Below are 24,154 nucleotides of genomic sequence, written 5' to 3' on the forward strand. Positions count from 1 at the left end.
CTAGACGAGTAAGTCCTAACTGATCAGTGGTCGTAGGCGATCAGGGATCGGGTGATGGGCTGGCCGGTGGCGCGGTTGTGCCAGATCGCGGCGGTCAGTGCGAGGACGCGTTGGGCGATGCGGGCGGTGACGCCGTCGATGGTGCGTCCGCCGTGCAGTTCGAGGTCGAGCTGGCCTTTGAGCGTGTCGTTGACTGACTCGATCAGTTGCCTCACCGGCTTGAGCAGGTGCTCAGCTGGATGTGGGGTGCGGTTGCGATAGGACGGGCGCAGCAGCCGGACCCCGCGTTCGGCCAGGAACGCGTCCAGCTCGCGGGAGACGTAGCCCTTGTCCGCGATGATCAGCAGACCGGGCCGGTCTGCCAGCACGGACGGGTCGTGATCCAGGATCGCCATCAGTACCTGGCGTTCATCGAGCTTCGGGTTGGCCAGGGCCCAGGTGATCGGCAGCCCGGCCGGAGTGCAGACCAGGTGCAGGCGCAGGCCCCAGAAGAACCGCGAATGCGACGAGCAGTAGCCGTAGCCCGCCCAGCCGGCCAGTTCGGAGCGCTTGGTGGTCTCGCGGGAGCGGCCGCACTCGACCGGCGTGGAGTCCACGACCCAGGTCGCGTCAGTCCACAGGTCAGTATCGACGGCGAGCAGCCGGATGACTTTTTTGAGCAGCGGGACCGCGGTGCGCAGCCGCTTGTTGTAGCCGGATTGCTGTGGCAGGTAAGTGAAAGCGTCGGGCAGATGACGAGGAAGGAACCGCAGCCAGCGCGCCTCAGAGCGGATGCCGAGCAACGCTTGGGCGACAGCGAGGGTCAGTAGTTCGGCATCGGTCAGCCGCGGTGGTCGACCGGCCCGGGCGGGCCTGCCTAAGCAGTCATCGATCTTGACGTAAAGTGCGGTCAGAAGGGTGTTCAGGTCGGTCCTCACAAACTGATCTTGAACACCCTTCGTCCGTCTCCAGACACCGCCCGGACTTAGGACTTACTCGTCTAGTACAGGTCGAAGCCGACGTCCAGGTTGAGCTCGCCCAGCCTGCGCATCAGGCCGGACGTGAGAGTGAAGCCGCCTTGCGTGTCGTCGCCTGTGAAAACTCCGCAGAAGGCGTCGATCTGGGCCTTGTCCCTGAGCGCGTCGATCTCACGTCTGTGCGCGTCGACGAACGTGACGAGTTCTGCGATGTGTTGGTCGAGCGGGTCTGTGCGCTGCGCCTGACTGCCGAGAGACCAGTAGGCGCTGGTCCGGCGAGGGCCGTCGGGGCGCCGTGGACTGACCAGGTCGCCGATGTCGTAGCTCCTGGTGGGTTCGCCAAGGGCGGCAACGAGGTCCGGCAGCGCCAGCGACTCGCTGAACACCCTCAGCGACGCCTTGTACTCGTGCTGTTGCTGGCCGGTCACGGGACACCCCTCACTGCCGGGCGGACTGATCGAATCAGACCAGGTCAACACAGCTGCGTCACCCGATCGAGCAAATCTATGGTGGCGGGAGTAGACATTGTCCGTCTGGCGTGTGTAGTCTTCTCCTCGTTGGACGAGAGAGAACATGACACGGGAGATGATGAACTACCCGTGAAGCAAGTGCAGGACGGTCAGGCGCGTCAGAGCTCGTTGTTCTAGGGCTTGAGGCACGCGACCAAGGGAAGTCGGCAGGCAAGACCGGACGCAGTGCAAGAACCCGGAGCCGGCGACCGCATTATCAGCAGGTGCAAGTGGCAGTTCCGAAGTTGAAGTCGCAAGTGCAAGTGCAGTTTGAAATCGCAAGTGCAAGTGCAGTTTGAAATCGCAAGTGCAAGACGGTCAGATGTGCCGGAGCCGATCAGTGGAAGGGGTTCTGGCAGGTGACCAGGGGCGGTCGGTGAGGTGAATCCGGCATGTGCAAGAGGTCCGGTGCCGACAGCCACGTGAGAGAAGAAAAGTCAGTACTCAGAGGAGAAGGGAAGGGTTGCACACCATCGGATCGCCCGCCTTCGGCTGAACTCCGCCGGACGGGTACCGCGGTTCCATCAGATTGGAAGGTGGTCTTCGGTTACGCACACGCGATCCCCGCAGCGCCCGCTTGCAGTACGGGGCATGCGGAAAGAGGATGCCGATCTCACGGTCGGCTAGGTGGAAGTGAAACCCAACAACCCTTGGGGCCCCGGTGCTACTGCACCGGGGCCCCTCGTGATGCGGAGGCGCGATGACCCCAGGCAGCAATGAATCTGTGAACAACGAACCGCAGACCGCAGCGGAGAAGTTCGACGACGAGCACTACCCCGCCTACACGATGGGCCGGGCCGCGGAACTGCTCGGCACGACGGCGAACTTCCTGCGCAGCCTCGACGAGGCGAAGCTCATCGAGCCCCAGCGCTCAGCCGGCGGGCACCGCCGGTACAGCCGCCACCAACTGCGTCTGGCCTCTCGCGTCCGCACCTTGGTCGACCAGGGCACAGGACTGGACGCCGCCTGCCGCATCGTCACCCTGGAAGACCAGCTCCAGGAAGCTCAGGCGCTCAACGCCAAGCTCACTCCCCCGCCGGCATCCGACGATCCGTATCCGCCGCTGCAAAGCGTGTGAGTCGTTCGCGAATCGGGACCTGACGCGAGACTGATCTGCGCTGGCGAAGGCTGGTTCAGCCTTCACCGAGCGCAGATCAAGCCCGCCGTCCTGGCGACCGAGGCCGTGTACTCGTGCCGTTCTCGCTCAGTCATCTAGGAGACAGGGCGCTTCCACAGGAACCGCTCCACCCTGCGACCGGACTGCATCAGCTCGTTGACGAGGTCGTGCTCGCGGAACCGCTCGCGCACCGTGATCGGGTCGGGTCTCTGCTCGTGCGGTGGTGGCGCCTCCCCGGAGTTGGTTGTGGTGGAGTCGGACTGCGGGGAGTCAGGGCTGGACTGCGGATCCGGACCGGGGTCCGAGTCCGAACCGGAATCGGCGTCCTGGCCGGTGTCCGCGTCCTGGCCGGAGCCGGAGTCGGACCTGGGTTCCGGGACCGGGTCAGGATCCGCGGCCAGGTTCTGATCCGGCGCCGGCTTCGGCCACAGTCCTGTCGCGCGCAGGTCCTCGCGCGACGCCGGTTCGCCCACCAGCTGGTCGAGCTTGGCCGCCTCCCCCTCCAACGCGCGCGCCAGTCGCTCGGCGGTCGCGTCATGCAGCGCGCTCAGCCGTCGGAGTTCATCGGGGTCGTGCCGGTAGTCCTCCCACAGCCTGGGGAGCTGGAGCAGGAACCTGTTGTAGCCGTCGATCTGGTCGCTGACGCCGTCGTGGACGTCGAGCACGTCCCGCCACTGCCCGGCGAGCTCGTCGCGGCGGGCGGTGTAGCCGTCCCGCGCGGCACCTGACCAGTGCGTCGGGTCGATGCCCCGAACCCGGTCGGCACCCTCCTCCAGCGGGGCGCGCTGGGCCGAGTTCGTCTCGGACAGGATCCGCAGCCAGCTCGGGTGGCCGGGTGGATGCGCCGGCGCCTCCGGTTCCGCGGCGTCACCGGACTGACCCGGCTCGCCTGGCTGAGACGACGAGTCATCGCCGTCTCCCTCGTCCTGGGTCAAGGCGCCTCACCCGCCCTCAGCTCTCTCAGCCGCTGGACGAGGTCTTCGTCCGCGGCGCGGTAGTCGTCCGCCGTGTCGCGCAACGACTCGGCGATGCTCTCGGCCCGGTCGCACAGCCGTTCCATCGCCGCTCGCAGGCTCGTTTGATACGTGACCACTGCGGCGCGCACCGGGTCGTCGGCGGGCCAGCGTTCGGTGTCGATGCCGAACTTCCACGCGACGTGACCGCGCACGTCCTCGGCCACGCGGACGAACTTGCGGGCCACCGCCTCGATCTCGTCGAGGTCTGCGGAGAACTTCTCCACCTCAGACCTCCTCGGTCTGCAACTGGCGGCGGATCCGCGCAAGATCGAACGGGCTCAGGTTCAGGTACGTCTGGTCTTCCGCGGTCGGGTTCACCGCCAGCCCGATCCAGTCGAACGCGGCCAGCTGTTCGACCACCTCGCGTCCCATCGCCTCCACGAACCCGCGGCCAGGCCCCGCATACCCCGCGAACTGCTCGGCGGTGGTGAACGCCAGCAGCCGCTCACATTCGTCATTTCTCAGGGTGACGACGTGGTCACTGTCGCTGATCTCGAAAAACAACGGCGACCGCAGGAGCACCCTCTCCACCTCCGCCGTCGGAGGGCAGTTCACGTTGCGCATCCGTTCCTCGAGAGAAATCGACGGGATGACCAGCAGGGCGTCATCGACACCACTCTCCGCGCGCTCCCGCTCCTCGGCCGCGATCCGTTCGACCTCGGCCGCGGGTGCGGGCTTGTTCTTTCCCGATCGCCAGTAGGCGCAGATCCGCTTCACGTAAATGGAAGGCAGCTTGTTGGTGGTGTTCTCCCGGAACCCTCGTACTCCGGGGCAGCGTTGTTCCAGCAACCTCAACCGGCCACCGAGATCCAGGCGGTTGAGCTGCGGATCCCAGGGAAGGTTGTAGGCGCACGTCAGCGCCTTCTGCTTGTCCGCGTCAGCCGTCACGCCCTCGATCGCCGCGCCGACCTGCCACAAGAGCTTGGCCAGCACGACGACCCGCTCGTCGTCGCGTCCGATGTGGAGCAGGTTCGCGAGCGGCGTCTCCCGGACGTCGGCGATGTCCGGTCTGCGCACGCCCAGCCCTTTGTGCAGGGACGATTCGTCGGGAAGAGGCATCGGGGACTCCTCGGCGAAGGCACGAAGATCGATGGGGGAGCCGAAATCCTAACCGATCTCGGCACCCGCACACCTCACGACACCTATTCCACTCCACCAGTCTCCACAAAGGTTGACAGAAAGGGGACATCGCACCCGCAGACTTGCCGCAGACTTGCCGATCGCGCGGAAATTTGCGGAACTTCTGCCGCACAAGATCCGCAATTTATAAATCTTGCCGAGCACTTGCGAAAATCGCGGTGGACGCCCTTCAAAAGGGTCGGTTAACTGAATGCAAAGGGACGAGAGAAACATTCGCCGAGGAGAAGCACGATGCAGACCCCGCAGGACCCCGGCACGTGGCCGGCCCTGGTCCACCGCCTGACGAGCACCTGGTCCGCCCTGGTGAAGCTGCTGGTCGCCCTGGCCGTCATCACGGCCGTCCTGGCGACCACGTGGTACCTGCTCGGCCTCAGCTCCGTCCACGTCGGACCGGTCGAGGTCCATCAGCACCAGCAGCAGCTCACGGCCTGACGAAAGAACGCCCCCGGCAACGATCGCCGGGGGCGTTCTTTCGTTCCGCTCTCGCGGAACGGCACTGCGTGGGCGAGGTCTAGCCGCGCAGTTCCATCGTGCAGCACTTCGGGCCGCCGCCCGACTTGCGCAGCTCCGAGATGTCCACGAACACGGGCTCGAACCCGCGCCGCGCCACCTGCTCGGCGAGATGCGTGGCCTCCACCGGCATGACGACGTGCTTGCCGTCGGACACCGCGTTCAGGCCGAGGCACACGGCGTCGTCGTCGTTGGCGATGACGGCGTCCGGGAAAAGCCGGCGAAGGACCTGCTGGGATCCCGGCGAGAAGGCCTCCGGGTAGTAGGCGATCAGGGGGGACGGGGACTGGTCGTCGAGCATGAACAACGCCACGTCGAGGTGGTAGAAGCGCGGGTCGACCAGTTGCAGGGACACGACCGGGACGCCGAGGACCTCCTGGGCCTCCGAGTGCGCGCCGGGGTCCGTGCGGAAGCCCGTGCCGGCCAGGAGCAGGGAGCCGGTCCAGGTGAAGTCGCCCTCCGCCTCGTTCACGGCGGTGGGCATGACCACGGACTTGTAGCCCGACGACAGGAACCAGCGGCGGAAGTGGTCGGCTTCGGCCGAGCGCTGGGAGGCCCTGAACCTCGAGCCCAGGACTCGGCCGTCGATGACGGTGCCGCTGTTGGCCGAGAAGACCATGTCCGGGAGGCCGGGGACCGGCTCGATCACCTGCACGTCGTGGCCCAGGCGTTCGTAGGTCTCCTTGAGCGCGGTCCACTGCTCCACGGCCAGCGTTGTGCTGGTGGGCTGAGTGGGATCCATCCACGGGTTGATGGCGTACTCCACCGTGAAGTACGTCGGCGGGCACATGAGGTACCGACGGGTCGTGGGCACGCGCCCAGGAAGGAGATCCTGCGCCGCCGCGAGGGGTGCGGCGATGTCGAGCGTGATCGGCTCGCCGGGCCCGGAGATGGATACGGTCATGGATCGAAATGTAAACGGCGGTTAGACCATCGATCAACGCCGCGACATTGCGTTAACTAGGGCAGAATGTTGCGTGTGGACAGCATCGACCAGCGAATCATTTCGTGCCTCATGGCCAACGCCCGTTCCAGCTACGCGGAGATCGGGAAGGAGGTGGGTCTGAGTGCGCCCGCGGTGAAGCGGCGGGTCGACAAACTGCTGGACACAGGGGTGTTGCGCGGGTTCACGGCGGTGGTGGACCCGGAGGCGCTGGGGTGGGGCACCGAGGCCTTCGTCGAGGTGCACTGCAAGGGGAACGTCGCACCGCACGACATCCAGCACCGGCTGGAGCCGATGGCCGAGGTCAGCGCGGCTTACACGGTGTCAGGGGCCGCGGACGCGATCGTGCACCTGCGGGCCGCGGACATCCACCACCTGGAGACCGCGCTGGAGCGGCTCAGGGCCGTCGAGATCATCGACCGGACCGTGTCGACGGTTGTGCTGTCCCGGCTCTTGGACCGGCCGATCGCGCCCTAGGGTTCGGGGCATGGCTGAGGTTCTGCTGGAGCACCACGATTCCGTCGCCGTGATCACGATCAACGATCCCGAGCGGCGCAACGCACTGACCATCGACCTGTCGCAGGAGCTCGCGGACAAGGTCGGGGAAGCGGAACGGGAAGCCAACGCGCTGGTCATCACGGGTGCCCCGCCGGCGTTCTGCGCCGGTGCGGACCTCACGCAGCTCGGCAACTCCAAGGACGAGGGGCTGAAGCGGATCTACCAGGGCTTTCTCGCCGTGGCCAACGCGAAGATCCCCACGATCGCCGCGGTCAACGGGGCGGCGGTCGGTGCGGGGCTGAACCTCGCGCTGGCCGCGGACGTCCGGATCGCCGGGCCGAAGGCGCGGTTCGACGCGCGGTTCCTGCAGCTCGGCATCCACCCCGGCGGCGGCATGACGTGGATGCTGCAGCGGCTCGTCGGCCCTCAGACCGCCACGGCGATGACCTTGTTCGGGCAGATCCTCGACGCCGACCAGGCCGTCGCGCTCGGACTGGCCTACGCCAGGGCCGAAGACCCACTCACAGTGGCGAAAGAGCTGGCGAGGGCCTCTGCCGAGGCTCCGGCTGAACTCGTCCGGACCATCAAGGCGACGATGCGGGCGACCGATGCAATGCACGACCACGCGGAAGCGGTCGCGCTCGAGCTGATCCCACAGGTCGCTTCGATCGACACTCCAGAGTTCGCTGCGAGGCTTGCCGCGATGAAGGCTCGGATCAGCGGACGGTAAGTGTTACCTTGGGTAACAGGTATCGAGGGTGACGTCTGCCGCATTCGGGTATCCGCTGGTAGTGCTGTGCTTACCGTTGAGTTAAGGACCCGTTGCGGCAGATGGGACAGTTCGTCTCGCCTGGTGGTACACGGCCCGTCTCGCAGGCGGTCCTGGCGACTACCCTCGTGGTGGGGCACGGCCACCCTTGGAGAGAGGTATCGGCGTAGGAATGAGCACTGAGACCCGCAAGCTGGATCGCGTTGTGATCCGCTTCGCCGGCGACTCCGGTGATGGCATGCAGCTCACCGGAGACCGGTTCACGTCGGAAGCGGCGGCGTTCGGCAACGACCTCGCCACGCAGCCCAACTTCCCCGCCGAGATCCGCGCACCACAGGGGACCCTGCCCGGTGTGTCGTCGTTCCAGCTGCACTTCGCCGACTACGACATCCTGACGCCCGGCGACCGTCCCGACGTTCTCGTCGCGATGAACCCCGCCGCGCTCAAGGCGAACGTCGTCGACCTGCCGGACGGCGGCATCCTCATCGTCAACACCGACGAGTTCTCGAAGCGGAACCTGACGAAGGTCGGGTACGACTCGAACCCGCTCGAGGACGACTCGCTCGAGAGGTTCCAGGTCCACAAGGTCGCCATGGCGACGCTGACCATCGGCGCCCTCGAAGAGACCGGTCTCGGCAAGAAGGACGCCGAACGCGCGAAGAACATGTTCGCGCTCGGCCTGCTGTCGTGGATGTACCACCGGCCGACCGAGGGCACGGAACGGTTCCTGCGCGAGAAGTTCGCGAAGAAGCCGGACATCGCCGAGGCCAACGTCCTGGCCTTCCGCGCCGGCTTCTACTACGGCGAGACGACCGAGGCCTTCGCGGTCACCTACGAGGTGGCGCCCGCGAAGCTCAACGTCGGCACCTACCGCCAGATCACCGGCAACACGGCGACGGCGTACGGCATCGTCGCGGCGGCCCAGCTCGCGAAGCTGCCCGTCGTGCTCGGCACGTACCCGATCACGCCGGCGTCGGACATCCTGCACGAGCTGAGCAAGCACAAGAACTTCGACATCACCACGGTGCAGGCCGAGGACGAGATCGCGGGCATCGGCATCGCCCTCGGCGCGTCCTACGGCGGCGCGATCGGCGTGACGTCGACGTCCGGTCCCGGCATCGCACTGAAGTCCGAGACCATCGGCCTCGGCGTGATGACCGAACTGCCGCTGCTCGTGATCGACGTGCAGCGCGGTGGCCCGTCCACCGGTCTGCCGACGAAGACCGAGCAGGCCGACCTGCTGCAGGCGATGTTCGGCCGCAACGGCGAGTCGCCGGTGCCGATCGTGGCGCCGCAGTCCCCTTCGGACTGCTTCGACGCAGTGGTCGACGCGACCAGGATCGCGCTGCAGTACCGCACTCCGGTGCTGTTCCTGAGTGACGGCGCGATCGCGAACGGCTCCGAGCCGTGGATGATCCCCGACGTCGAGACGCTGCCCGACCTCACCGTCGAGTTCGCGACGGACCCGGAGAACTTCCAGCCGTACTCCCGCGACCCGGAGACGCTGGCACGCCCGTGGGCCGTGCCCGGCACTCCTGGCCTGCAGCACCGCATCGGCGGTCTGGAGAAGCAGGACGTCACCGGCAACATCTCGTACGACCCGGAGAACCACGACAAGATGGTTCGCCTGCGCCAGGCCAAGATCGACGGCATCGAGGTGCCGGACGTCGTGGTCGAGGACCCGGACGGCAACGCGAAGGTCCTGGTCGTCGGCTGGGGTTCGTCCTACGGCCCGATCGGCGCCGCGGCACGGCGGGTCCGCAAGCTCGGCCTCCCGGTCGCGCACGCGCACCTGCGGCACCTCAACCCGTTCCCCAAGAACCTGGGTGACGTGCTGAAGTCGTACGAAAAGGTCATCGTGCCGGAAATGAACCTGGGACAGCTGGCGTTGCTGTTGAGGGCGAAGTACCTGGTGGACGCGATCTCCTACACCAAGGTGCAGGGCCTTCCCTTCAAGGCGGAGGAGCTGCAGGACGTGCTCGCTGACGTGATCAAGGGGGTGTCGGCGTGACCTCGATCGACCTCGGAATCCCCGGCTTGACCGGGGTGCCCACCACCGACGAGAAGCAGACGGCCAGGGACTACAAGTCCGACCAGGAAGTCCGCTGGTGCCCCGGCTGTGGCGACTACATCGTGCTCAACACCATGCAGTCGTTCCTGCCGTCGCTGGGTCTCAAGCGCGAGAACATCGTGTTCGTCTCGGGCATCGGGTGCTCGTCCCGCTTCCCGTACTACATGAACACGTACGGCATGCACTCCATCCACGGTCGTGCGCCGGCCATCGCCACAGGTCTCGCCGTGGCGCGGCCCGACCTGAGCGTGTGGGTGGTGACGGGTGACGGTGACGCGCTGTCCATCGGCGGCAACCACCTGATCCACACGTTGCGCCGCAACGTGAACCTCAAGATCCTGCTGTTCAACAACAGGATCTACGGCCTCACCAAGGGCCAGTACTCGCCGACCTCGGAGCCGGGCAAGGTCACCAAGTCGACGCCGATCGGCTCGGTCGACCACCCGTTCAACCCGGTGTCGCTGGCGCTGGGCGCGGAGGCCTCCTTCGTGGGCCGGGCGCTCGACTCGGACAAGGCAGGTCTCACCTCGGTGCTGCGCCAGGCGGCGGAACACCGCGGCTCGGCGCTCGTGGAGATCTACCAGAACTGCCCGATCTTCAACGACGGCGCGTTCGACGTGCTGAAGGACGCGGACGAGGCACAGCGGCGGATCATCCACGTCGTCGACGGCGAGCCGATCCGGTTCGGTCGTGAGGGCGAGTACTGCGTGGTCCGCGAGGGCTTCGGGCTCGCGGTCGCCAAGTCCGCGGACGTGGACGCGAGCGACATCGTCGTGCACGACGCGTCGGACCTGAACCTGTCGTTCGCGCTCTCGCGGCTGTCGACGCAGGACCTCACGCACACCGTCACGGGCGTGTTCCGCCGTGCGGACCGCACGACGTACGACGACGGAGTGCGCGCGCAGGTCAACGAGGCCAAGGCCAGCAAGGCCGCGGACCTGAGCAAGCTGTTGCACGGCAAGGACACCTGGACCGTGGTCGGCTGACCCCGGAACAACCGAAAGGCCCCCACAGAACGGGCGGTTTCTAGGGGTCGTCGCAACACAGGTGATCAACTGGCTTCGGTCAGAAGTTTAGCGAGGCGCTCGGCTGGGTTGTCCCAGCCGAGCGTTTTGCGTGGGCGCTGGTTGAGTTCGGTGGCCACGAACGTGAGGTGTTCGGGCGTGTGGACCGAGAGATCGGTGCCTTTGGGGAAGTATTGGCGTAGCAGGCCGTTGGTGTTCTCGTTGCTGCCGCGTTGCCAGGGGCTGGCGGGGTCGCAGAAGTAGACGGGGATGTCGGTGGCCAGGGTGAACGCGGCGTGGCTGGCCATCTCGGCGCCTTGGTCCCAGGTCAGCGATTGCCACAGGTGTGAGGGCAGGGACTTGACTGCGGTGGTCAGGGCGTCGCGGACCTGCTCGGCGGTGCGACCGTGTGGTAGGTGCAGCAGCATCACGTAGCGGGTGGCGCGTTCGACGAGGGTGCCGATCGCGGAAGCGCCGTCCTTGCCGATGATCAGGTCGCCTTCCCAATGTCCTGGCAGGGCGCGGTCTTCGGCGTCGGCGGGCCGGTCGCTGATCATGACCATCGGGCTGAGGAACCGGGGCTGGCGTTGTCCTGGCTGTCGCCGGGGTTTGCGCATGGTGCGGCCGGTGCGAAGCGCGAGGGCGACCTCGCGGCGCAACTCACCGCGGCCTTGGACGTACAGGGACTGGTAGATCGTTTCGTGGACCACGTGCCACTCCGGCCGGTCGGGGAAGTCCCGTCGCAGCATCGCCGCGATCTGTTCGGGACTGTGTTTACGGGCCAGATGGTCCTGCACGACATGGTGAAGCCCGGTATCGGCCGCGAGCTTGCGGACTTTCGGCCGTGGCCGGCGGGCATCGGCACGGGCCTGCACGGCGTGTGGGCGGTAGTCGCCGGACACCTGATGCGCGTTGCGGCGCAGCTCCCGGCTCACTGTCGCGGGATCACGATCCAGTTCGGCGGCGATCTGACGGATCGTGGCACCGGCGCGTCGGCGGTCGGCGATGACGATGCGTTCGTTCTCGTTCAGAAACCGGCCCCGCACAACAGAAGGCGCCGCCGAGGTGATCGGCGGCGCCCCTGCCTGACGGCCGGTCGGGTTACGGCCGTTGCGCCAGCGTTTGCCGGTCCGGACGTTGATCCCGACGATCGTGCATGCTTCTCGACTGCTCACGCCCTGACACACGAGCGCAAGATAAGCCTCGCGCTCACGCGTCAGACGACGACGGCCCTGATTGACCGACCGGTCCCGGATCTCGAAGTCCACCGCAACCCCTCAACTGAGGTGTTGCGACGACTCCTAGAACCCAAGAACGCGGTGGGGGCCTTTTGTCGCTGTGCTCGGTCACGGGGCCGGGCGGAACCCGGCCTTCTCCGCGTCGGCCTCCGTGCGGAACCACACGTCCGCACGGGTGTCGCCGAAGTTCGCCGATCCCTCGCTGTAGTAACGACGGCCGGTGAGCGTGGCCTTCACCGAGAAGTCCGCAGCCGGCGCGTGGCCGTCCGACTTCGGCAGGACCGAGCCGGGACCGAACGGCGAGCGCGGGTTGAAGCCCTCCGGCTGCTGGAAGCGCGCCGGCGCCGGGCCCGCGGGCGTGCCGTTCGGGCGGCCGCCGGTGGACGGCGAGTACCCGACCGGACGGGGACGCTGCGGGAGCGACGGCGTGGGCGGTGCCTCCTGCTTCGGCTGCTCGAACGCCGAGAACGCGGGGAAGCTCTGCTGACGCTGAGGCGTGGTGCGCCGGGCCTCGCGGATCGGCAGGCCTGCCTCGGTGTGGCGCTGCGGCAGGTCGACGGGCTCGGGCTCCGGCTCGGGCGGGGCGGCGAGCAGCGGCTCGTCGCTCGGCACGAACTTCGGCACGAACGGCTGGTCGTTGCTGGTGTCCGGCAGCTTGCGGGTCTGGCCGAGGGCCGGCAACGGCTCGTCGGCGTCGAGCAGCGGCTCGAACAGCGAACGCGGCTGTTCGGCGACCGGAGCGGGCGCGGCCGGAGCGGGCGGTGCGGCCGGGGTCTCAGTTCCGTGGGAGAACGCGGCACCGACGGCGCGGACCGAACGCTCCTGGGGCTCCTCGGACTCCACCCGCGGCTCGAACGCCGAGAACGGCGCGGGCGGCGGGGCACCGGGGGTCATGAACGGCTGGGAGAACGACCCGGTGTACTCGGGCTCGACGAACTCCTCGAAGACCCGCTCGGGCTCGTGCTGCTCGTGCTGCTCGTGCTGCTCGTGCTGCTCGTGCGTGGACGCCGGCTCCGGCTCGGACTCCTGCTCAGGCTCCGGCTCGGTGTACCGCTCCTGCTCCTCGGCCAGCGTCGACTCGAAGACACCGTTGCGCACGCTCGGCGCGTCCAGGTCCACCGGCTCGACGATCGGCTCGATCAGGCCGGTCTGCTCGGCCGGGGACTCCGGCTCCACCTCGGACTGCGGCTCGGTGAACCCGTCCAGCTGACCGGAGATCTCGTCGCGCAGGCCGGGGTACTCGCCGGTGAGGTCGTTGTCCGGCCAGCTGCTCTCCTCGACGGCGATGAACGTCGTCTGCTCGGAGCGGGTGCCGGCGGGCTCGTCCTCCTGCTCGGCGGCCTCGTCGAGGTACGTCTCCGGTTCGTCCTGCGCCCAGACCTCGCGCGGCTGGTAGATGAAGTCGTCGGACTGGTCGTCGACCTCCGGGCCCGCGGTCGGCACGCGGGCCGGCGCGCCGGGCTCGGCGACCAGCGGCACGTGCGACGTCTGCTCGGACGGGAGCTCGGGCTCCTCGTCGAAGTCCGCGGCCTCCAGCCCGGACTGCGACAGGACCGTCGTCTGCTCGGCCGGCGTCTCGGCGGGGACCTCCCCCGGCCCGAGTCGCTCGAACAGCGAACGCGGGCGGTCGTCCTCGGCGTCGGCGAGTGCCTTCTGCTCGGCCAGCTGCTCCTCGAAGCGGCGCTGCGCCTCTTCGGGCTCGAGGTACTGGCGGACCTGTGCGGCCGGCTCCTCATCGGCCTCGGGCTGGGCCTCGAAGGTGGTCGTCTCGAACGACTCGCGCTCGAACGACTCCTGCTCGTACGGCGTGTGCTCGTACGGGGCCTGCTCGTGGGACTCCTGCTCCTGCGACGCCTGCTCGGGCTCCTCGACGACCGGGAGCGGCGGAACGTGGAGCGGCGGAGCGGGAGCCGGCACGGGCTCGCCGAAGTAGGCGGGCGGCTCCTGGTACGGCGCGGGAGCGGGAGGCAGTGCCGGCACAGCCGTGGGCGGCGTCAGCACCTCGTCGCTCAGCGACCGCGGCGGCGGCGCGTCCCACTCGTCGACCACGAAGTCGTCGACGGTGACGGACGCCTCAACCGGCGCGGCGCTCCGGCGCGCGTCGAGAAGTTGATCATCCAGGTCGGCAATCTGCTTGCGTGCGGGGCGCACCATCACCAACCAGGTGAGCAGTACTCCCGCAACGAAGGACAGCAGGCTCCACAGCCAGACCTGCCCGAAGATGTTCACGGGTAAGCCCCTTCTACGACCACACCGACCACTCACTCGGAAGGGTGAGCACGGCCAAACTACAGTGCCTTCGATGATGCTCCGTCACTACGCCGTTCAGCGCAAATAACGGGCGGAAAGCCCAGCGTAGAGTGGGATTTTGTGCCCCCTCTGACAACCTCGGCCACCACTTCGCCAGAAGTTCACACCCAGGGGCGAGGGCTCACGTACGGCGCACTCGCCTACGTCCTCTGGGGTTTGTTCCCGGCGTACTGGCCACTCCTCGTACCCGCCCAGCCGGTCGAGGTGCTCGCACACCGGATCGTCTGGTCGTTCGTCACGCTCGCCATCGTCGTCATGATCCTCCGACGGTGGCGGCCTTTCCTCGAACTATCAGGAAAAGGCTGGCTGATCGTTACCGCAGCGGCCGTGTTGATCACGGTGAACTGGGGCACCTACATCTACGCGGTCAACAGCCACCACGTCGTGGAAGCGGCGCTCGGCTACTTCATCACGCCACTGGTGAGCGTGGCGCTCGGAATGATCTTCCTGAAGGAACGCGTGCGGTTGCCGCAGACCGTAGCGATCGCTGTGGTGATCGTCGCTGTGATCGTGCTCACCGTGGACTACGGCAGGCTGCCGATCATCTCGCTGATCCTGGCCTGCTCGTTCGGCGTCTACGGGCTGCTGAAGAAGAAGGTGCCGCTGGACGCCATCACCAGCCTCACCGCGGAGAGCGTCGTGATCGTCCCGTTCGCGCTGGTCTACCTGCTCGTCCTCGGCAGCGCGAACACCTTCACCACCGAAGGCACCGGCCACACGCTGCTGATCTTGAGCACCGGCATCGTCACGGCGATCCCGCTGGTGCTGTTCGGCGCGGGCGCGCAACGGATTCCGCTGATCACGATGGGCATGCTGCAGTACCTCGCTCCGGTGCTGCAGTTCGCCTGGGGCGTGTTCGTCGTGCACGAACCGATGCCGGCCAGCAGGTGGATCGGGTTCGCCCTCGTGTGGCTGGCCCTCGCGATCTTCACGTTCGACGCGCTGAAGAACCGGCGCAAGCAGGCGCTCGCGCCGGTCAGCTGAGGCTGGTCGCCGCCACCCTGCTAGCGGGAGCGCTCCACGACGTACGTCGCGAGCTCTTCGAGGGCGTTGCGCGCGGCGCACTCCGGCAGCTTGCCCAGCTCCGTGCGGGCCCGGTCCGCGTAGTCGTCGAGGATCTCGCGGGCCTTGTCCATGCCGGAGGACTTGCGCAGCAGGTCGAGGGCCTCGTCCACCAGCTCGTCGTCGGTGATCGGTCCCGCCAGCAGCTCGGCCAGGCGCGTCTCGGACGGATCCGCCAGCGCGTAGAGCATCGGCAGCGTCTTCACGCCTTCGCGCAGGTCGGTGCCGGGGGTCTTGCCCGACTCGACGGACGGCGACGCGATGTCGATCACATCGTCGGAGATCTGGAACGCCGCCCCGATCACCTCGGCGTAGCGGCGCAGCGCGTCCGTCTGCTCCTCGGTCGCGTCGGAGAACATGCCGCCGAACCTGGCCGCGGTGGCGATCAGGACGCCCGTCTTCTCCTCGATCACCTTGAGGTAGTGGGAGATCGCGTCCTCGCCGGGCTTCGGGCCGACGGTCTCGCGCATCTGACCGGTCACCAGGACCGAGAAGGTCTCCGCGATGATCCGCGCCGCGTCCGTACCCAGGTCTGCGGTCAGCCGGGACGCGTGGGCGAAGAGGAAGTCGCCGGTCAGGATCGCGATGCTGTTGTCCCACTTGGCGTTCGCGGAGACCGCTCCGCGCCGCATGGTCGCCTCGTCCATGACGTCGTCGTGGTAGAGCGTCGCGAGGTGGGTGAGCTCGACCACAGCGGCCGCCTTGATGACCTTTTCCCGGTCCCAGTCGGCGCCGAACTGCGATGCGAGCAGTGTGAAGAGCGGGCGGATGCGCTTCCCGCCCGCCTCCACAAGGTGAAGCGAGGTTTCCGTGACCGGGTGGAACTCGCTCTGCACGACGTCGTGCAGGATGCGCTCCACCTCGGCCAGGCCGTCCTGGACTACCTCGGTGAGCACGGGGTCCACCAACGCGAACCCCGGTCCCTCATGCTCGCTACTGGTCACACCAGCAGACTACGTACACCTAGCTGAGGAAGGAGCCGGTACCCGCCCAATCGAGCACGAACGTGGGCCACAAACCGAGCACCAAGGTCACCACCGCACCCAACGTGATCGCGATCGTGGTGAACGCGCCGGGCACCGTCACGGTCGGGCCGTCCGGAGCCGGGTCGCTGAAGTACATCAGCACGATCACGCGCAGGTAGAAGAACGCCGCGACGGCCGAGGCCACCAGGGCGATCACCACGAGCGGCGTCAGGCCGGCGTCGATCGCCGCGCTGAACACGACGAACTTGCCGATGAAGCCGGACGTCAGCGGAATGCCGGCCAGGGCCAGCAACAGGAACGTGAAGGTGGCCGCCACGATCGGCGACCGCTTCGCGAGACCCGCCCACTGCGACAGGTGCGTCGCCTCGCCGTCCGAGTTGCGGACCAGCGACACGATGCCGAACGCGGCGATCGTGGTGAAGCCGTACGCCAGCAGGTAGAACATGGTCGCGCTCACACCGGGGTTGTCGCCCTCGGGGGTCAGCGCGATCGAGCCGATCAGCAGGAAGCCCGCGTGCGCCACCGAGGAGTACGCGATCATGCGCTTCACGTCGGTCTGGGTGAGACCGAGGATCGCGCCGATCACCATCGAGACGACCGCGACGCCGTAGAGCACGCCACGCCATTCCCACTGCGTGTTCTCGAACGCCACCGTGAGCACGCGCAGGATGCCGCCGAACGCGGCGACCTTGGTGCACGCGGCCATGAACGCCGTGATCGGCGTCGGAGCGCCCTGGTACACGTCCGGGGTCCAGGAGTGGAACGGGCCGACGGCGGCCTTGAACAGCAGGCCCACCACCAGCAGGCCGAAGCCCGCGAACAGCAGCGTGTCGGAACGGTCCGTGCCACCGGCGGCGGTCGCGATGGCCGAGAGCTTCACCGAACCCGCGTAGCCGTACAGCAGAGCCACGCCGTAGAGGAAGAACGCGGACGCGAAAGCGCCGAGCAGGAAGTACTTCACGGCCGCCTCCTGCGAGAGCAGGCGACGGCGGCGAGCCAGGCCGCACAGCAGGTACAGCGGCAGCGACAGGACTTCCAGCGCGATGAACATCGTCAGCAGGTCGTTCGAGGCGACGAACGTCATCATGCCGCCGAGCGCGAACAGCGTGAGCGGGAAGACCTCGGTCTGCATGCCGGTCTTCGTCGCCTGCGCGCGGTCCTGCACGGTGCCGGGACGGATCGCGGCCTGCGCCACGAACGCGCCACCCGGCTCCACCGAGCGGTCGGCGATCAACAGCACCGAGCCGAAGCCCAGCACCAGCAACGTGGCCCACAGGAACAGCGACGGCGAGTCGACCGCGATCGCCCCCGCCAGCGTCGCCACGCCCTGCTCGGGACGCTCCGACGTCGCGTAGAGGATCAGCGAGCCGACGGCACCGACCAGGGTCACGAGCGTGAGCACGAGCTGCACGGCCCACCGCTGGTGCTTGGGCAGCAACGCTTCCAGCAGCACGCTGACGCACGCCGCGCCGAGCACGATCAGCAGCGGCGCGATGGCGCCGTAATGGATCTCCGGCGCCTCGATCTGTTGCGCCTGAGCGACGAGAAGGTTCACGTCACTTGCCTTCCTGCACGGTGACCGGGTCGGTCACGCCGACCTCGGTCAGCGTCGCCCCCACAGTCGGGGTGATGACGTCGAGCACCGGCTGCGGGTAGAACCCGAGTGCCAGCACGATGACAACGAGCGGTGCCAGCACGGCGATCTCGCGCTTGGTGAGGTCGCCGATGGCCGTCTTCTTCTCCGGGTCGCCGACGGCTCCCGGACCTGCGGCCGCACCGATCAGCGCGTCGCCGCGCAGCGGGCCGGTCATGATCCGCTGGTAGAGCCACAGCACGTAGAGCGCCGCGAGCACCATGCCGACCGTCGCGATGATCGTGAACACCGGCTGCGTCGGGAACGAGCCGATCAGCACCAGGAACTCCGAGACGAACGAGTTCGTGCCCGGCAGCGACAGCGTGGTCAGACCCGCCAGCAGCAGCATGCCCGCGAGCAGCGGGGCCACCTTCGACATGCCGCCGTAGTCGGAGATCAGCGACGAACCACCGCGCGCGATCACCATGCCGACCACGAGGATCAGCATGCCGGTCGAGATCGAGTGGTTGAGCATGTACGACACCGAGCCCACGCCTGCCTGCGACGTGAACGAGAAGATGCCGAGCGCGATGAAGCCGAAGTGGGCGATCGAGACGTAGGCGAGGAACCGCTTCATGTCCCGCTGGCCCGTGGCGAGCAGCGATCCGTAGAGGACACCGGCCACCGCGAGCACGAGCACGAACGGCGCCAGGTTCTTCGACGCCTCCGGGAACATCGGCAGCAGGTAGCGCAGCATGCCGAACGTGCCGACCTTGTCCAGGATGCCGACGACGATCACCGTGACGCCGATGGGCGCCTCGGCCGCGGCGTCGGGCAGCCAGGTGTGGAACGGCACGAGCGGCGCCTTGATCGCGAACGCCAGGAAGAAGCCGAGGAACAGCCAGGTCTGCGTCGTCGAGTCGGCGTCGCGGACCACGGTCACCAGGGTCGCCCAGTCGAACGTGCCCTTGCCCAGCTCGTCCGACGCCATCGCGTACGCGCCGATCGCGGAGGCCAGCATGATCAGGCCGCCGAGGAACGAGTACAGGAAGAACTTGACCGCCGCGTACTGCCTGCGCGCGCCGCCGTAGCCGCCGATCAGGAAGTACATCGGGATCAGCATGACTTCGAAGAGCACGTAGAACAGGAAGACGTCGGTGGCGGCGAACACCGCGACCGTCACGGCCTCCTGGATGAGGATCAGCGAGAGGTACCCGCCCTGCGAACGGCCGGCGGGCAGCTTCTCCGTCCAGCCGGCACCGATCACCAGCGGGATCAGCAGCGCGATGACCGCGATCATCACCAGCGCGATGCCGTCGATGCCGAACTGCAGCCGCACGCCGAACGCCGGGATCCAGTCCACGCCGCTGGCGAGCTGGATGCGGTCGCCGCCCGGGTCGTAGGCCGTCCACAGCAGAACCGCGAGCACGAGCTCGACGAGCGAGAACGCCAGCGCGACGAGCTTGGCCTTCTTGTCGTCCTTGCGCAGGAACGCCACCACCAGCGCGCCGACCAGCGGCACCACCAGCAGTGCGATCAGAACCCAGGTCACGAGAACCTCACCACCAGGAGCGCTCCGAGCACGAAGATCGAGCCCAGCAGCATGGACAGTGCGTAGGAGCGGACGAACCCGGTCTGCAGCCTGCGCAACCGGCCGGAGCTACCGCCGAGCAGCGCCGCGGTCCCGTTGACCAGACCGTCGACGCCCTTCAGGTCGAGGAACACCAGCGCGCGGGTGAGCCAGGTGCCCGGCCGCGCGAAGAGGGCCTCGTTCAGTGCGTTGCCGTAGAGGTCCGCACGGGCCGCGCGCACCGGCCAGGCCACCCGCGCCGGCCGCTCGACCGGCTGCTTGCGGCGGCCGAAGAGCAGGAACGCGAGTCCGGCGCCGAGCAGCGCGAGCACGACGGTCAGGATGCCGACCATGCCGTGCGAGATCACGCCGTGCTCTTCCGTGAGCTCGCCCAGCGAGGGCTCCAGCCAGCCGGCCAGACGTCCGCCGGAGGAGAGGAACCAGCCACCGCCGATCGAGCCGACCGCGAGGATGATCATCGGGATGGTCATCGTCAGCGGGGACTCGTGCGGGTGGTACTCGCGGCCGTCCTCGGACTTCAGTTCCTTCCAGCGGGGCTTGCCCAGGAAGACCAGGATCAGCAGGCGCGTCATGTAGAACGCGGTCAGCGCGGCACCGAGCAGCGCCACCCCGCCGAAGACGTACGGGCGCCAGCCCTCCCCGGTGAACGCCGCCGCGATGATGGCGTCCTTCGAGAAGTAGCCCGCGAACGGCGGGATGCCGATCAGCGCGAGGTAGCCGAGCGTCCAGGTGACGAAGGTGATCGGCAGGAACTTGTAGAGCCCGCCCATCCGGCGGATGTTGCCCTCGTCGTTCATGCCGTGCATGACCGAACCGGCACCGAGGAAGAGCCCGGCCTTGAAGAAGCCGTGCGTCAGCAGGTGCATGATGCCGAGCGCGTAGCCGATCGGGCCGAGGCCCACCGCGAGGATCATGTAGCCGATCTGCGAGACCGTCGAGTACGCCAGGACCTTCTTGAAGTCGTCGTAGGCGCAACCGATGATGCAGCCGATCAGCAGCGTGACCGCACCGATGATCATGACGACCAGGCGGCCGTCCTCGCTCAGGTTGTAGAGCGGGTTGGAGCGGGCGATCAGGTACACGCCCGCGGTGACCATCGTCGCCGCGTGGATCAGGGCGGACACCGGGGTCGGGCCGGCCATCGCGTCCGGCAACCAGGCCTGGAGCGGGAACTGACCGGACTTGCCGCAGGCACCCAGGAGCAGCAGCAGCGTGATGGCGAGGACCTCGGCCGAGGAGAACTCGCTGACGCGGCTGAAGACCTCGGTGTACTGCGTCGTCCCGAGCCTGTTGAACATCAGGAAGATCGCGATCGCGAGGCCCAGGTCACCGACGCGGTTCATCAGGAAGGCCTTCTTGGCCGCCGATGCCGCTTCCGGCTTGTACTGGTACCAGCCGATCAGCAGGTACGAGGCGAGACCGACGCCCTCCCAGCCGAAGTACAGGGTCACGAAGCCGTTGCCCAGCACCAGCAGGAGCATCGCCGAGACGAAGAGGTTGAGGTAGGCGAAGAACTTCCGCCTGCCTTCCTCGTGCGCCATGTAGCCGATCGAGTAGATGTGGATCAGCGAACCCACACCGGTGATCAGCAGCACGAACGTCAGCGACAGCGGGTCGATCCGCAGTCCGAACGCGACGGTCAGCGCGTTGACGTCGATCCAGTTGAACAGGTGCAGGTTCTGCACCCGCTCCTCGGGGTTCGAGACACCGAGCGTGGAGAAGAACAACGCGAGCGCGTAGCCGAACGACGCCAGCAGCGTGGCGCTGCCGAGCAGGTGGCCCCACTTGTCGGCGCGCCTGCCACTGACCAACAGCACCGCCGCACCGAACGCGGGCAGCGCGAGCAACAACCAGGCGAAGCTCGCGACCCCGCTGGCGACAACAGGTTCCGTCACCGGTGACCCCTCAGTACTTCAGCAGGTTCGAGTCGTCGACCGAGGCCGAGCGACGCGTCCGGAAGATGGACATGATGATCGCGAGGCCGACGACGACCTCCGCCGCGGCGACGACCATCACGAAGAACGCCATCACCTGACCGTCGAGCGAGCCGTTGATCCGCGCGAACGTCACCAGGCTCAGGTTGACCGCGTTGAGCATGAGCTCGACGCACATGAAGACCACGATGGCGTTGCGGCGCACCAGGACGCCGACGGCGCCGATGCTGAACAGCAGTGCCGACAGCAGCAGGTAGTACGTGGGAGTCACGACTCACTTCCCTTGAGCGCGTGCGCGTCGGCCACGTGCCCGGTGCCGGCCACGTCGGCGACGTCGTCCGAGAGCGTGGCCTTGTCGGTCGCCTCGATGACCTCGAACAGCGACTCCTCCGCCACGGTGCCGTCGGGCAGCAGGGCGGGGGTGGCCACCGAGTTGGCGGTGGCGAAGACGCCGGGGCCGGGCAGCGAGCCGACCCGCGTGCCGTCCTGGAAGCGCTCCTCGACGAGTTCCTTCTGCGTCTTCTTGGCGGGCTTCCCGTCGCGGCCGACGAAGGCGAGGATCATCGCGCCGAGCGCGGCGGTGATCAGCAGCGCCGACGTGAGCTCGAACGCGAACAGGTACTCCGTGAAGAGCTTCGTGCCGAGGTTGACGACGTTGCCGCCGTTGGCGGTGTTCACCTCGGCGAGACCGCGGGGCTCGACCGAGGTGAGAGCCCGGGCGACGGAGCCGACCATCAGGATGGCGAACCCGATGCCGAGCAACGCGGCCGCGAGCCGCTGGCCGCGGATGACCTCGACGACCGAGTCCGAACTGTCTCGGCCGACCATCATCAGCACGAACAGGAACAGCATCATGATCGCGCCGGTGTAGACGATGATCTGCACGAAGCCGAGGAACGGCGCCTGCTGGACCATGTACAGCACACCGAGGCTGAGCATCGTCACGACGAGCCACAGCGCGGAGTGCACCGCGTTGCGCGCGAAGAGCATGCCGAGAGCACCGGCCAGCGCGAGCGGACCGAGCACCCAGAACGCGATCGCCTCGCCCGTGGTGACGGTGTCGACCACGCGCTGCACGGGCTCCGGCTGCTGCGCGATGAGCGTCAGGAGGCTCACTGCTGAGCCTCCTTCTCCAGGCGCGGCCCGTTCACGTAGTAGTCCTGCTCGTTCTCGCCGAGCCGCATCGGGTGCGGCGGCTGCTCCATGCCGGGCAGCAGCGGGGCGAGCAGGTCCTCCTTGGTGAAGATCAGGTCCTGGCGGTTGTCGTCGGCGAGCTCGTACTCGTTCGTCATCGTGAGCGAACGGGTCGGGCAGGCCTCGATGCACAGACCGCAGCCGATGCAGCGCAGGTAGTTGATCTGGTAGTCGGCACCGAAGCGCTCACCGGGAGAGAAGCGTGCCTCCTCGGTGTTGTCGCCACCCTCGACGAAGATCGCGTCCGCCGGGCAGGCCCACGCGCACAGCTCGCAGCCGACGCACTTCTCCAAGCCGTCCGGGTGCCGGTTCAGCTGGTGACGGCCGTGGAACCGCGGTGCGGTCACCTTCTTGACCTCGGGGTACTCCTCCGTCACCACCTTCTTGAACATGGTGCCGAAGGTGACTCCGAAGCCTTTCAGGGACTCGAACATCCCTACTCAGCCTCCTTACCGGTGGTGACGGCTGCCTTGTCCGCGGGGATGTTGGCGACCTTGACCTTGCGCTTGGGCGCGGCCTTGGGAACGACGAGGTCGAGCGGCGGCACGGGGAAGCCGGAGCCCGCGAGCGGAACGCCCTTGGTGTCCTGGACCTTCTTGTCCGGCAGCAGGAACGAGACCAGCAGCACGAGGCCGACGATCACGCCGAGTGCGATGAGCCGCTGCGCCGTGGAGAGCTGCTGGATCGCACCGGTGCGGATGACCGCGACGGCCATGATCCAGACGAGGCTGGTCGGGACCAGCACCTTCCAGCCCAGCTTCATGAACTGGTCGTAGCGCAGGCGGGGAAGCGTGCCGCGCAGCCAGATGAAGAGGAACAGGAAGCCCAGCGTCTTGGCGATGAACCAGAGCAGGCCCCACCAGCCGGTGTTCATGAAGTCACCGCTCCACGGGGCGTGGTAGCCGCCGAGGAAGAGCGTGGTGGCCATCGCCGAGAGGGTGACCATGTTGACGTACTCGGCGAGGAAGAACAGCGCGAACTTCAGCGAGCTGTACTCCGTGTGGAAGCCACCGACCAGTTCCGACTCGGCCTCGGGCAGGTCGAACGGCGCGCGGTTGGTCTCACCGACCATCGACACCACGAAGATGACGAAGCTCGGGAACAGCAGGATGCCGAACCAGCCCGGCAGCGCGCCGAGCACGGTGGTCGCCTGCGCTCCCACGATGTCGCCGGTCGACAGCGAGCCGGTGAACATGATCACCGCGACGACCGACAGGCCCAGCGCGATCTCGTAGGAGATCACCTGCGCTGCCGCGCGCAGTGAGCTCAGCAGCGGGTACGGCGAGCCTGAGGCCCAACCGGACAGCACGATGCCGTAGACGCCGATCGAGGAGCAGGCCAGCACCACCAGCACGCCGACCGGGAGGTCGACGAGCTGCAGCGCGGTCTGCTCGCCGAACATGCTGACCTCGCCCGCGAGCGGGATCACCGAGAACGCGAGGAACGCGGGGATGCAGGAGATCACCGGGGCGAGGAAGAACACCCACTTGTCCGCGAGGACCGGGCGGATGTCCTCCTTGAACGCGAGCTTCAGACCGTCCGCGAGCGACTGCAGCCAGCCGTTCGGGCCGACCCGGTTGGGGCCGGGGCGTTGCTGCATCCGCGCGACGACCTTGCGCTCCCAGTTGATCATGAACAGAGTCATGACCACGAGGAACGCGAAGATCGCGACGACCTTGATCAGGATCAGCCAGAACGGGTCGTCCGCGAGCAGCTTCGCGGTCTCGCCGATC

General features: G+C 67.5%; 23 protein-coding genes. 7 read left to right on the top strand and 16 right to left on the bottom strand.

All coding sequences use genetic code 11. The features are described from left to right. Window positions 1–23 precede the first annotated feature (23 nt). A complete protein-coding gene (locus SK571_RS38075) occupies window positions 24–917 on the bottom strand; it encodes an IS982 family transposase (RefSeq protein ID WP_319988970.1) in 894 nt (297 codons plus the stop codon). Window positions 918–979: 62 nt separating this feature from the next. Further along, window positions 980–1,384 (bottom strand): DUF4279 domain-containing protein, encoded by a 405-nt coding sequence (locus SK571_RS38080; RefSeq protein ID WP_319988971.1) that lies wholly within the window; start codon window positions 1,382–1,384, stop codon window positions 980–982. Window positions 1,385–2,165: 781 nt separating this feature from the next. Between SK571_RS38080 and SK571_RS38085 the strand changes: the two genes are divergently transcribed. Continuing rightward, entirely contained in the window at window positions 2,166–2,543 is a 378-nt protein-coding gene (locus SK571_RS38085) for a MerR family transcriptional regulator (protein WP_406602094.1), read from the top strand. A gap of 134 nt (window positions 2,544–2,677) precedes the next feature. Here SK571_RS38085 and SK571_RS38090 read toward each other — a convergent pair whose 3' ends face one another. From SK571_RS38090 to SK571_RS38100, 3 genes are read right to left on the bottom strand one after another with little or no spacing between them, the layout of a single operon-like run. Further along, entirely contained in the window at window positions 2,678–3,517 is an 840-nt protein-coding gene (locus SK571_RS38090; protein ID WP_319988973.1) for a hypothetical protein, read from the bottom strand. After that, the gene (locus SK571_RS38095) at window positions 3,514–3,822 is read right to left on the bottom strand and encodes a WXG100 family type VII secretion target (RefSeq protein WP_319988974.1); all 309 of its coding nucleotides are present in this window, start codon (window positions 3,820–3,822) and stop codon (window positions 3,514–3,516) included. Before SK571_RS38095 ends, SK571_RS38090 begins: the two co-directional genes overlap by 4 nt. Before the next feature lies 1 nt (window position 3,823). Beyond that, the gene (locus tag SK571_RS38100; RefSeq protein WP_319988975.1) at window positions 3,824–4,657 is read right to left on the bottom strand and encodes a hypothetical protein; all 834 of its coding nucleotides are present in this window, start codon (window positions 4,655–4,657) and stop codon (window positions 3,824–3,826) included. 312 nt (window positions 4,658–4,969) lie between these two features. On the opposite strand from SK571_RS38100, the gene SK571_RS38105 reads away from it, so the two are divergent. Further along, on the top strand, window positions 4,970–5,170 hold the full coding sequence (locus SK571_RS38105) for a hypothetical protein (protein ID WP_319988976.1): 201 nt from the start codon (window positions 4,970–4,972) through the stop codon (window positions 5,168–5,170). Between the two features lie 79 nt (window positions 5,171–5,249). Here SK571_RS38105 and ddaH read toward each other — a convergent pair whose 3' ends face one another. Continuing rightward, window positions 5,250–6,152 carry a dimethylargininase gene (gene ddaH / locus SK571_RS38110; protein ID WP_406602095.1) on the bottom strand — a complete coding sequence of 301 codons (903 nt, stop codon included), beginning with the start codon at window positions 6,150–6,152 and terminating at the stop codon, window positions 5,250–5,252. Window positions 6,153–6,227: 75 nt separating this feature from the next. Between ddaH and SK571_RS38115 the strand changes: the two genes are divergently transcribed. From SK571_RS38115 to SK571_RS38130, 4 genes are all read left to right on the top strand, one after another. Further along, window positions 6,228–6,668: an Lrp/AsnC family transcriptional regulator gene (locus SK571_RS38115; RefSeq protein WP_089915782.1), complete on the top strand. Its 441-nt coding sequence runs from the start codon at window positions 6,228–6,230 to the stop codon at window positions 6,666–6,668. A 10-nt stretch (window positions 6,669–6,678) separates the two neighbouring features. Further along, on the top strand, window positions 6,679–7,419 hold the full coding sequence (locus tag SK571_RS38120; protein ID WP_319988977.1) for an enoyl-CoA hydratase: 741 nt from the start codon (window positions 6,679–6,681) through the stop codon (window positions 7,417–7,419). A 211-nt stretch (window positions 7,420–7,630) separates the two neighbouring features. Continuing rightward, entirely contained in the window at window positions 7,631–9,469 is a 1,839-nt protein-coding gene (locus SK571_RS38125; RefSeq protein WP_319988978.1) for a 2-oxoacid:acceptor oxidoreductase subunit alpha, read from the top strand. After that, window positions 9,466–10,515, top strand: a complete 1,050-nt coding sequence (locus tag SK571_RS38130; protein WP_319988979.1) for a thiamine pyrophosphate-dependent enzyme — start codon at window positions 9,466–9,468, stop codon at window positions 10,513–10,515. Before SK571_RS38125 ends, SK571_RS38130 begins: the two co-directional genes overlap by 4 nt. A 65-nt stretch (window positions 10,516–10,580) precedes the next feature. On the opposite strand, the gene SK571_RS38135 is transcribed toward SK571_RS38130, so the two are convergent. Both SK571_RS38135 and SK571_RS38140 read right to left on the bottom strand, forming a co-directional pair. Next, the gene (locus SK571_RS38135) at window positions 10,581–11,753 is read right to left on the bottom strand and encodes an IS30 family transposase (protein WP_454780192.1); all 1,173 of its coding nucleotides are present in this window, start codon (window positions 11,751–11,753) and stop codon (window positions 10,581–10,583) included. 126 nt (window positions 11,754–11,879) lie between these two features. Then, a complete protein-coding gene (locus SK571_RS38140) occupies window positions 11,880–14,000 on the bottom strand; it encodes a sunset domain-containing protein (RefSeq protein ID WP_319988980.1) in 2,121 nt (706 codons plus the stop codon). A 141-nt stretch (window positions 14,001–14,141) separates the two neighbouring features. On the opposite strand from SK571_RS38140, the gene rarD reads away from it, so the two are divergent. Next, on the top strand, window positions 14,142–15,065 hold the full coding sequence (rarD, locus tag SK571_RS38145) for an EamA family transporter RarD (RefSeq protein ID WP_319988981.1): 924 nt from the start codon (window positions 14,142–14,144) through the stop codon (window positions 15,063–15,065). 20 nt (window positions 15,066–15,085) lie between these two features. Here rarD and SK571_RS38150 read toward each other — a convergent pair whose 3' ends face one another. Genes SK571_RS38150 through nuoH form a run of 8 tightly spaced genes read right to left on the bottom strand, consistent with a single transcriptional unit; the run spans window position 15,086 to window position 24,153 of the window. After that, the gene (locus tag SK571_RS38150; protein WP_319989076.1) at window positions 15,086–16,051 is read right to left on the bottom strand and encodes a polyprenyl synthetase family protein; all 966 of its coding nucleotides are present in this window, start codon (window positions 16,049–16,051) and stop codon (window positions 15,086–15,088) included. Between the two features lie 55 nt (window positions 16,052–16,106). After that, window positions 16,107–17,684: an NADH-quinone oxidoreductase subunit NuoN gene (nuoN, locus tag SK571_RS38155; RefSeq protein ID WP_319988982.1), complete on the bottom strand. Its 1,578-nt coding sequence runs from the start codon at window positions 17,682–17,684 to the stop codon at window positions 16,107–16,109. 1 nt (window position 17,685) lies between these two features. Further along, window positions 17,686–19,254, bottom strand: coding sequence for an NADH-quinone oxidoreductase subunit M (locus SK571_RS38160; RefSeq protein ID WP_319988983.1), 1,569 nt, complete (start codon window positions 19,252–19,254; stop codon window positions 17,686–17,688). Continuing rightward, entirely contained in the window at window positions 19,251–21,188 is a 1,938-nt protein-coding gene (gene nuoL, locus SK571_RS38165; protein ID WP_319988984.1) for an NADH-quinone oxidoreductase subunit L, read from the bottom strand. The genes SK571_RS38160 and nuoL overlap by 4 nt, the downstream gene beginning before the upstream one ends. Before the next feature lie 10 nt (window positions 21,189–21,198). Then, window positions 21,199–21,498, bottom strand: a complete 300-nt coding sequence (gene nuoK, locus SK571_RS38170) for an NADH-quinone oxidoreductase subunit NuoK (RefSeq protein ID WP_030473209.1) — start codon at window positions 21,496–21,498, stop codon at window positions 21,199–21,201. Beyond that, on the bottom strand, window positions 21,495–22,343 hold the full coding sequence (locus SK571_RS38175; protein ID WP_319988985.1) for an NADH-quinone oxidoreductase subunit J: 849 nt from the start codon (window positions 22,341–22,343) through the stop codon (window positions 21,495–21,497). Before SK571_RS38175 ends, nuoK begins: the two co-directional genes overlap by 4 nt. Continuing rightward, window positions 22,340–22,855 carry an NADH-quinone oxidoreductase subunit NuoI gene (gene nuoI / locus SK571_RS38180; RefSeq protein ID WP_319988986.1) on the bottom strand — a complete coding sequence of 172 codons (516 nt, stop codon included), beginning with the start codon at window positions 22,853–22,855 and terminating at the stop codon, window positions 22,340–22,342. Before nuoI ends, SK571_RS38175 begins: the two co-directional genes overlap by 4 nt. A gap of 2 nt (window positions 22,856–22,857) precedes the next feature. After that, window positions 22,858–24,153, bottom strand: a complete 1,296-nt coding sequence (gene nuoH / locus SK571_RS38185; protein ID WP_319989077.1) for an NADH-quinone oxidoreductase subunit NuoH — start codon at window positions 24,151–24,153, stop codon at window positions 22,858–22,860. Between the last annotated feature and the right edge of the window lies 1 nt (window position 24,154).

It is taken from the genome of Lentzea kristufekii, from assembly GCF_033949925.1.
Taxonomy (GTDB): Bacteria; Actinomycetota; Actinomycetes; order Mycobacteriales; family Pseudonocardiaceae; genus Lentzea; species Lentzea kristufekii.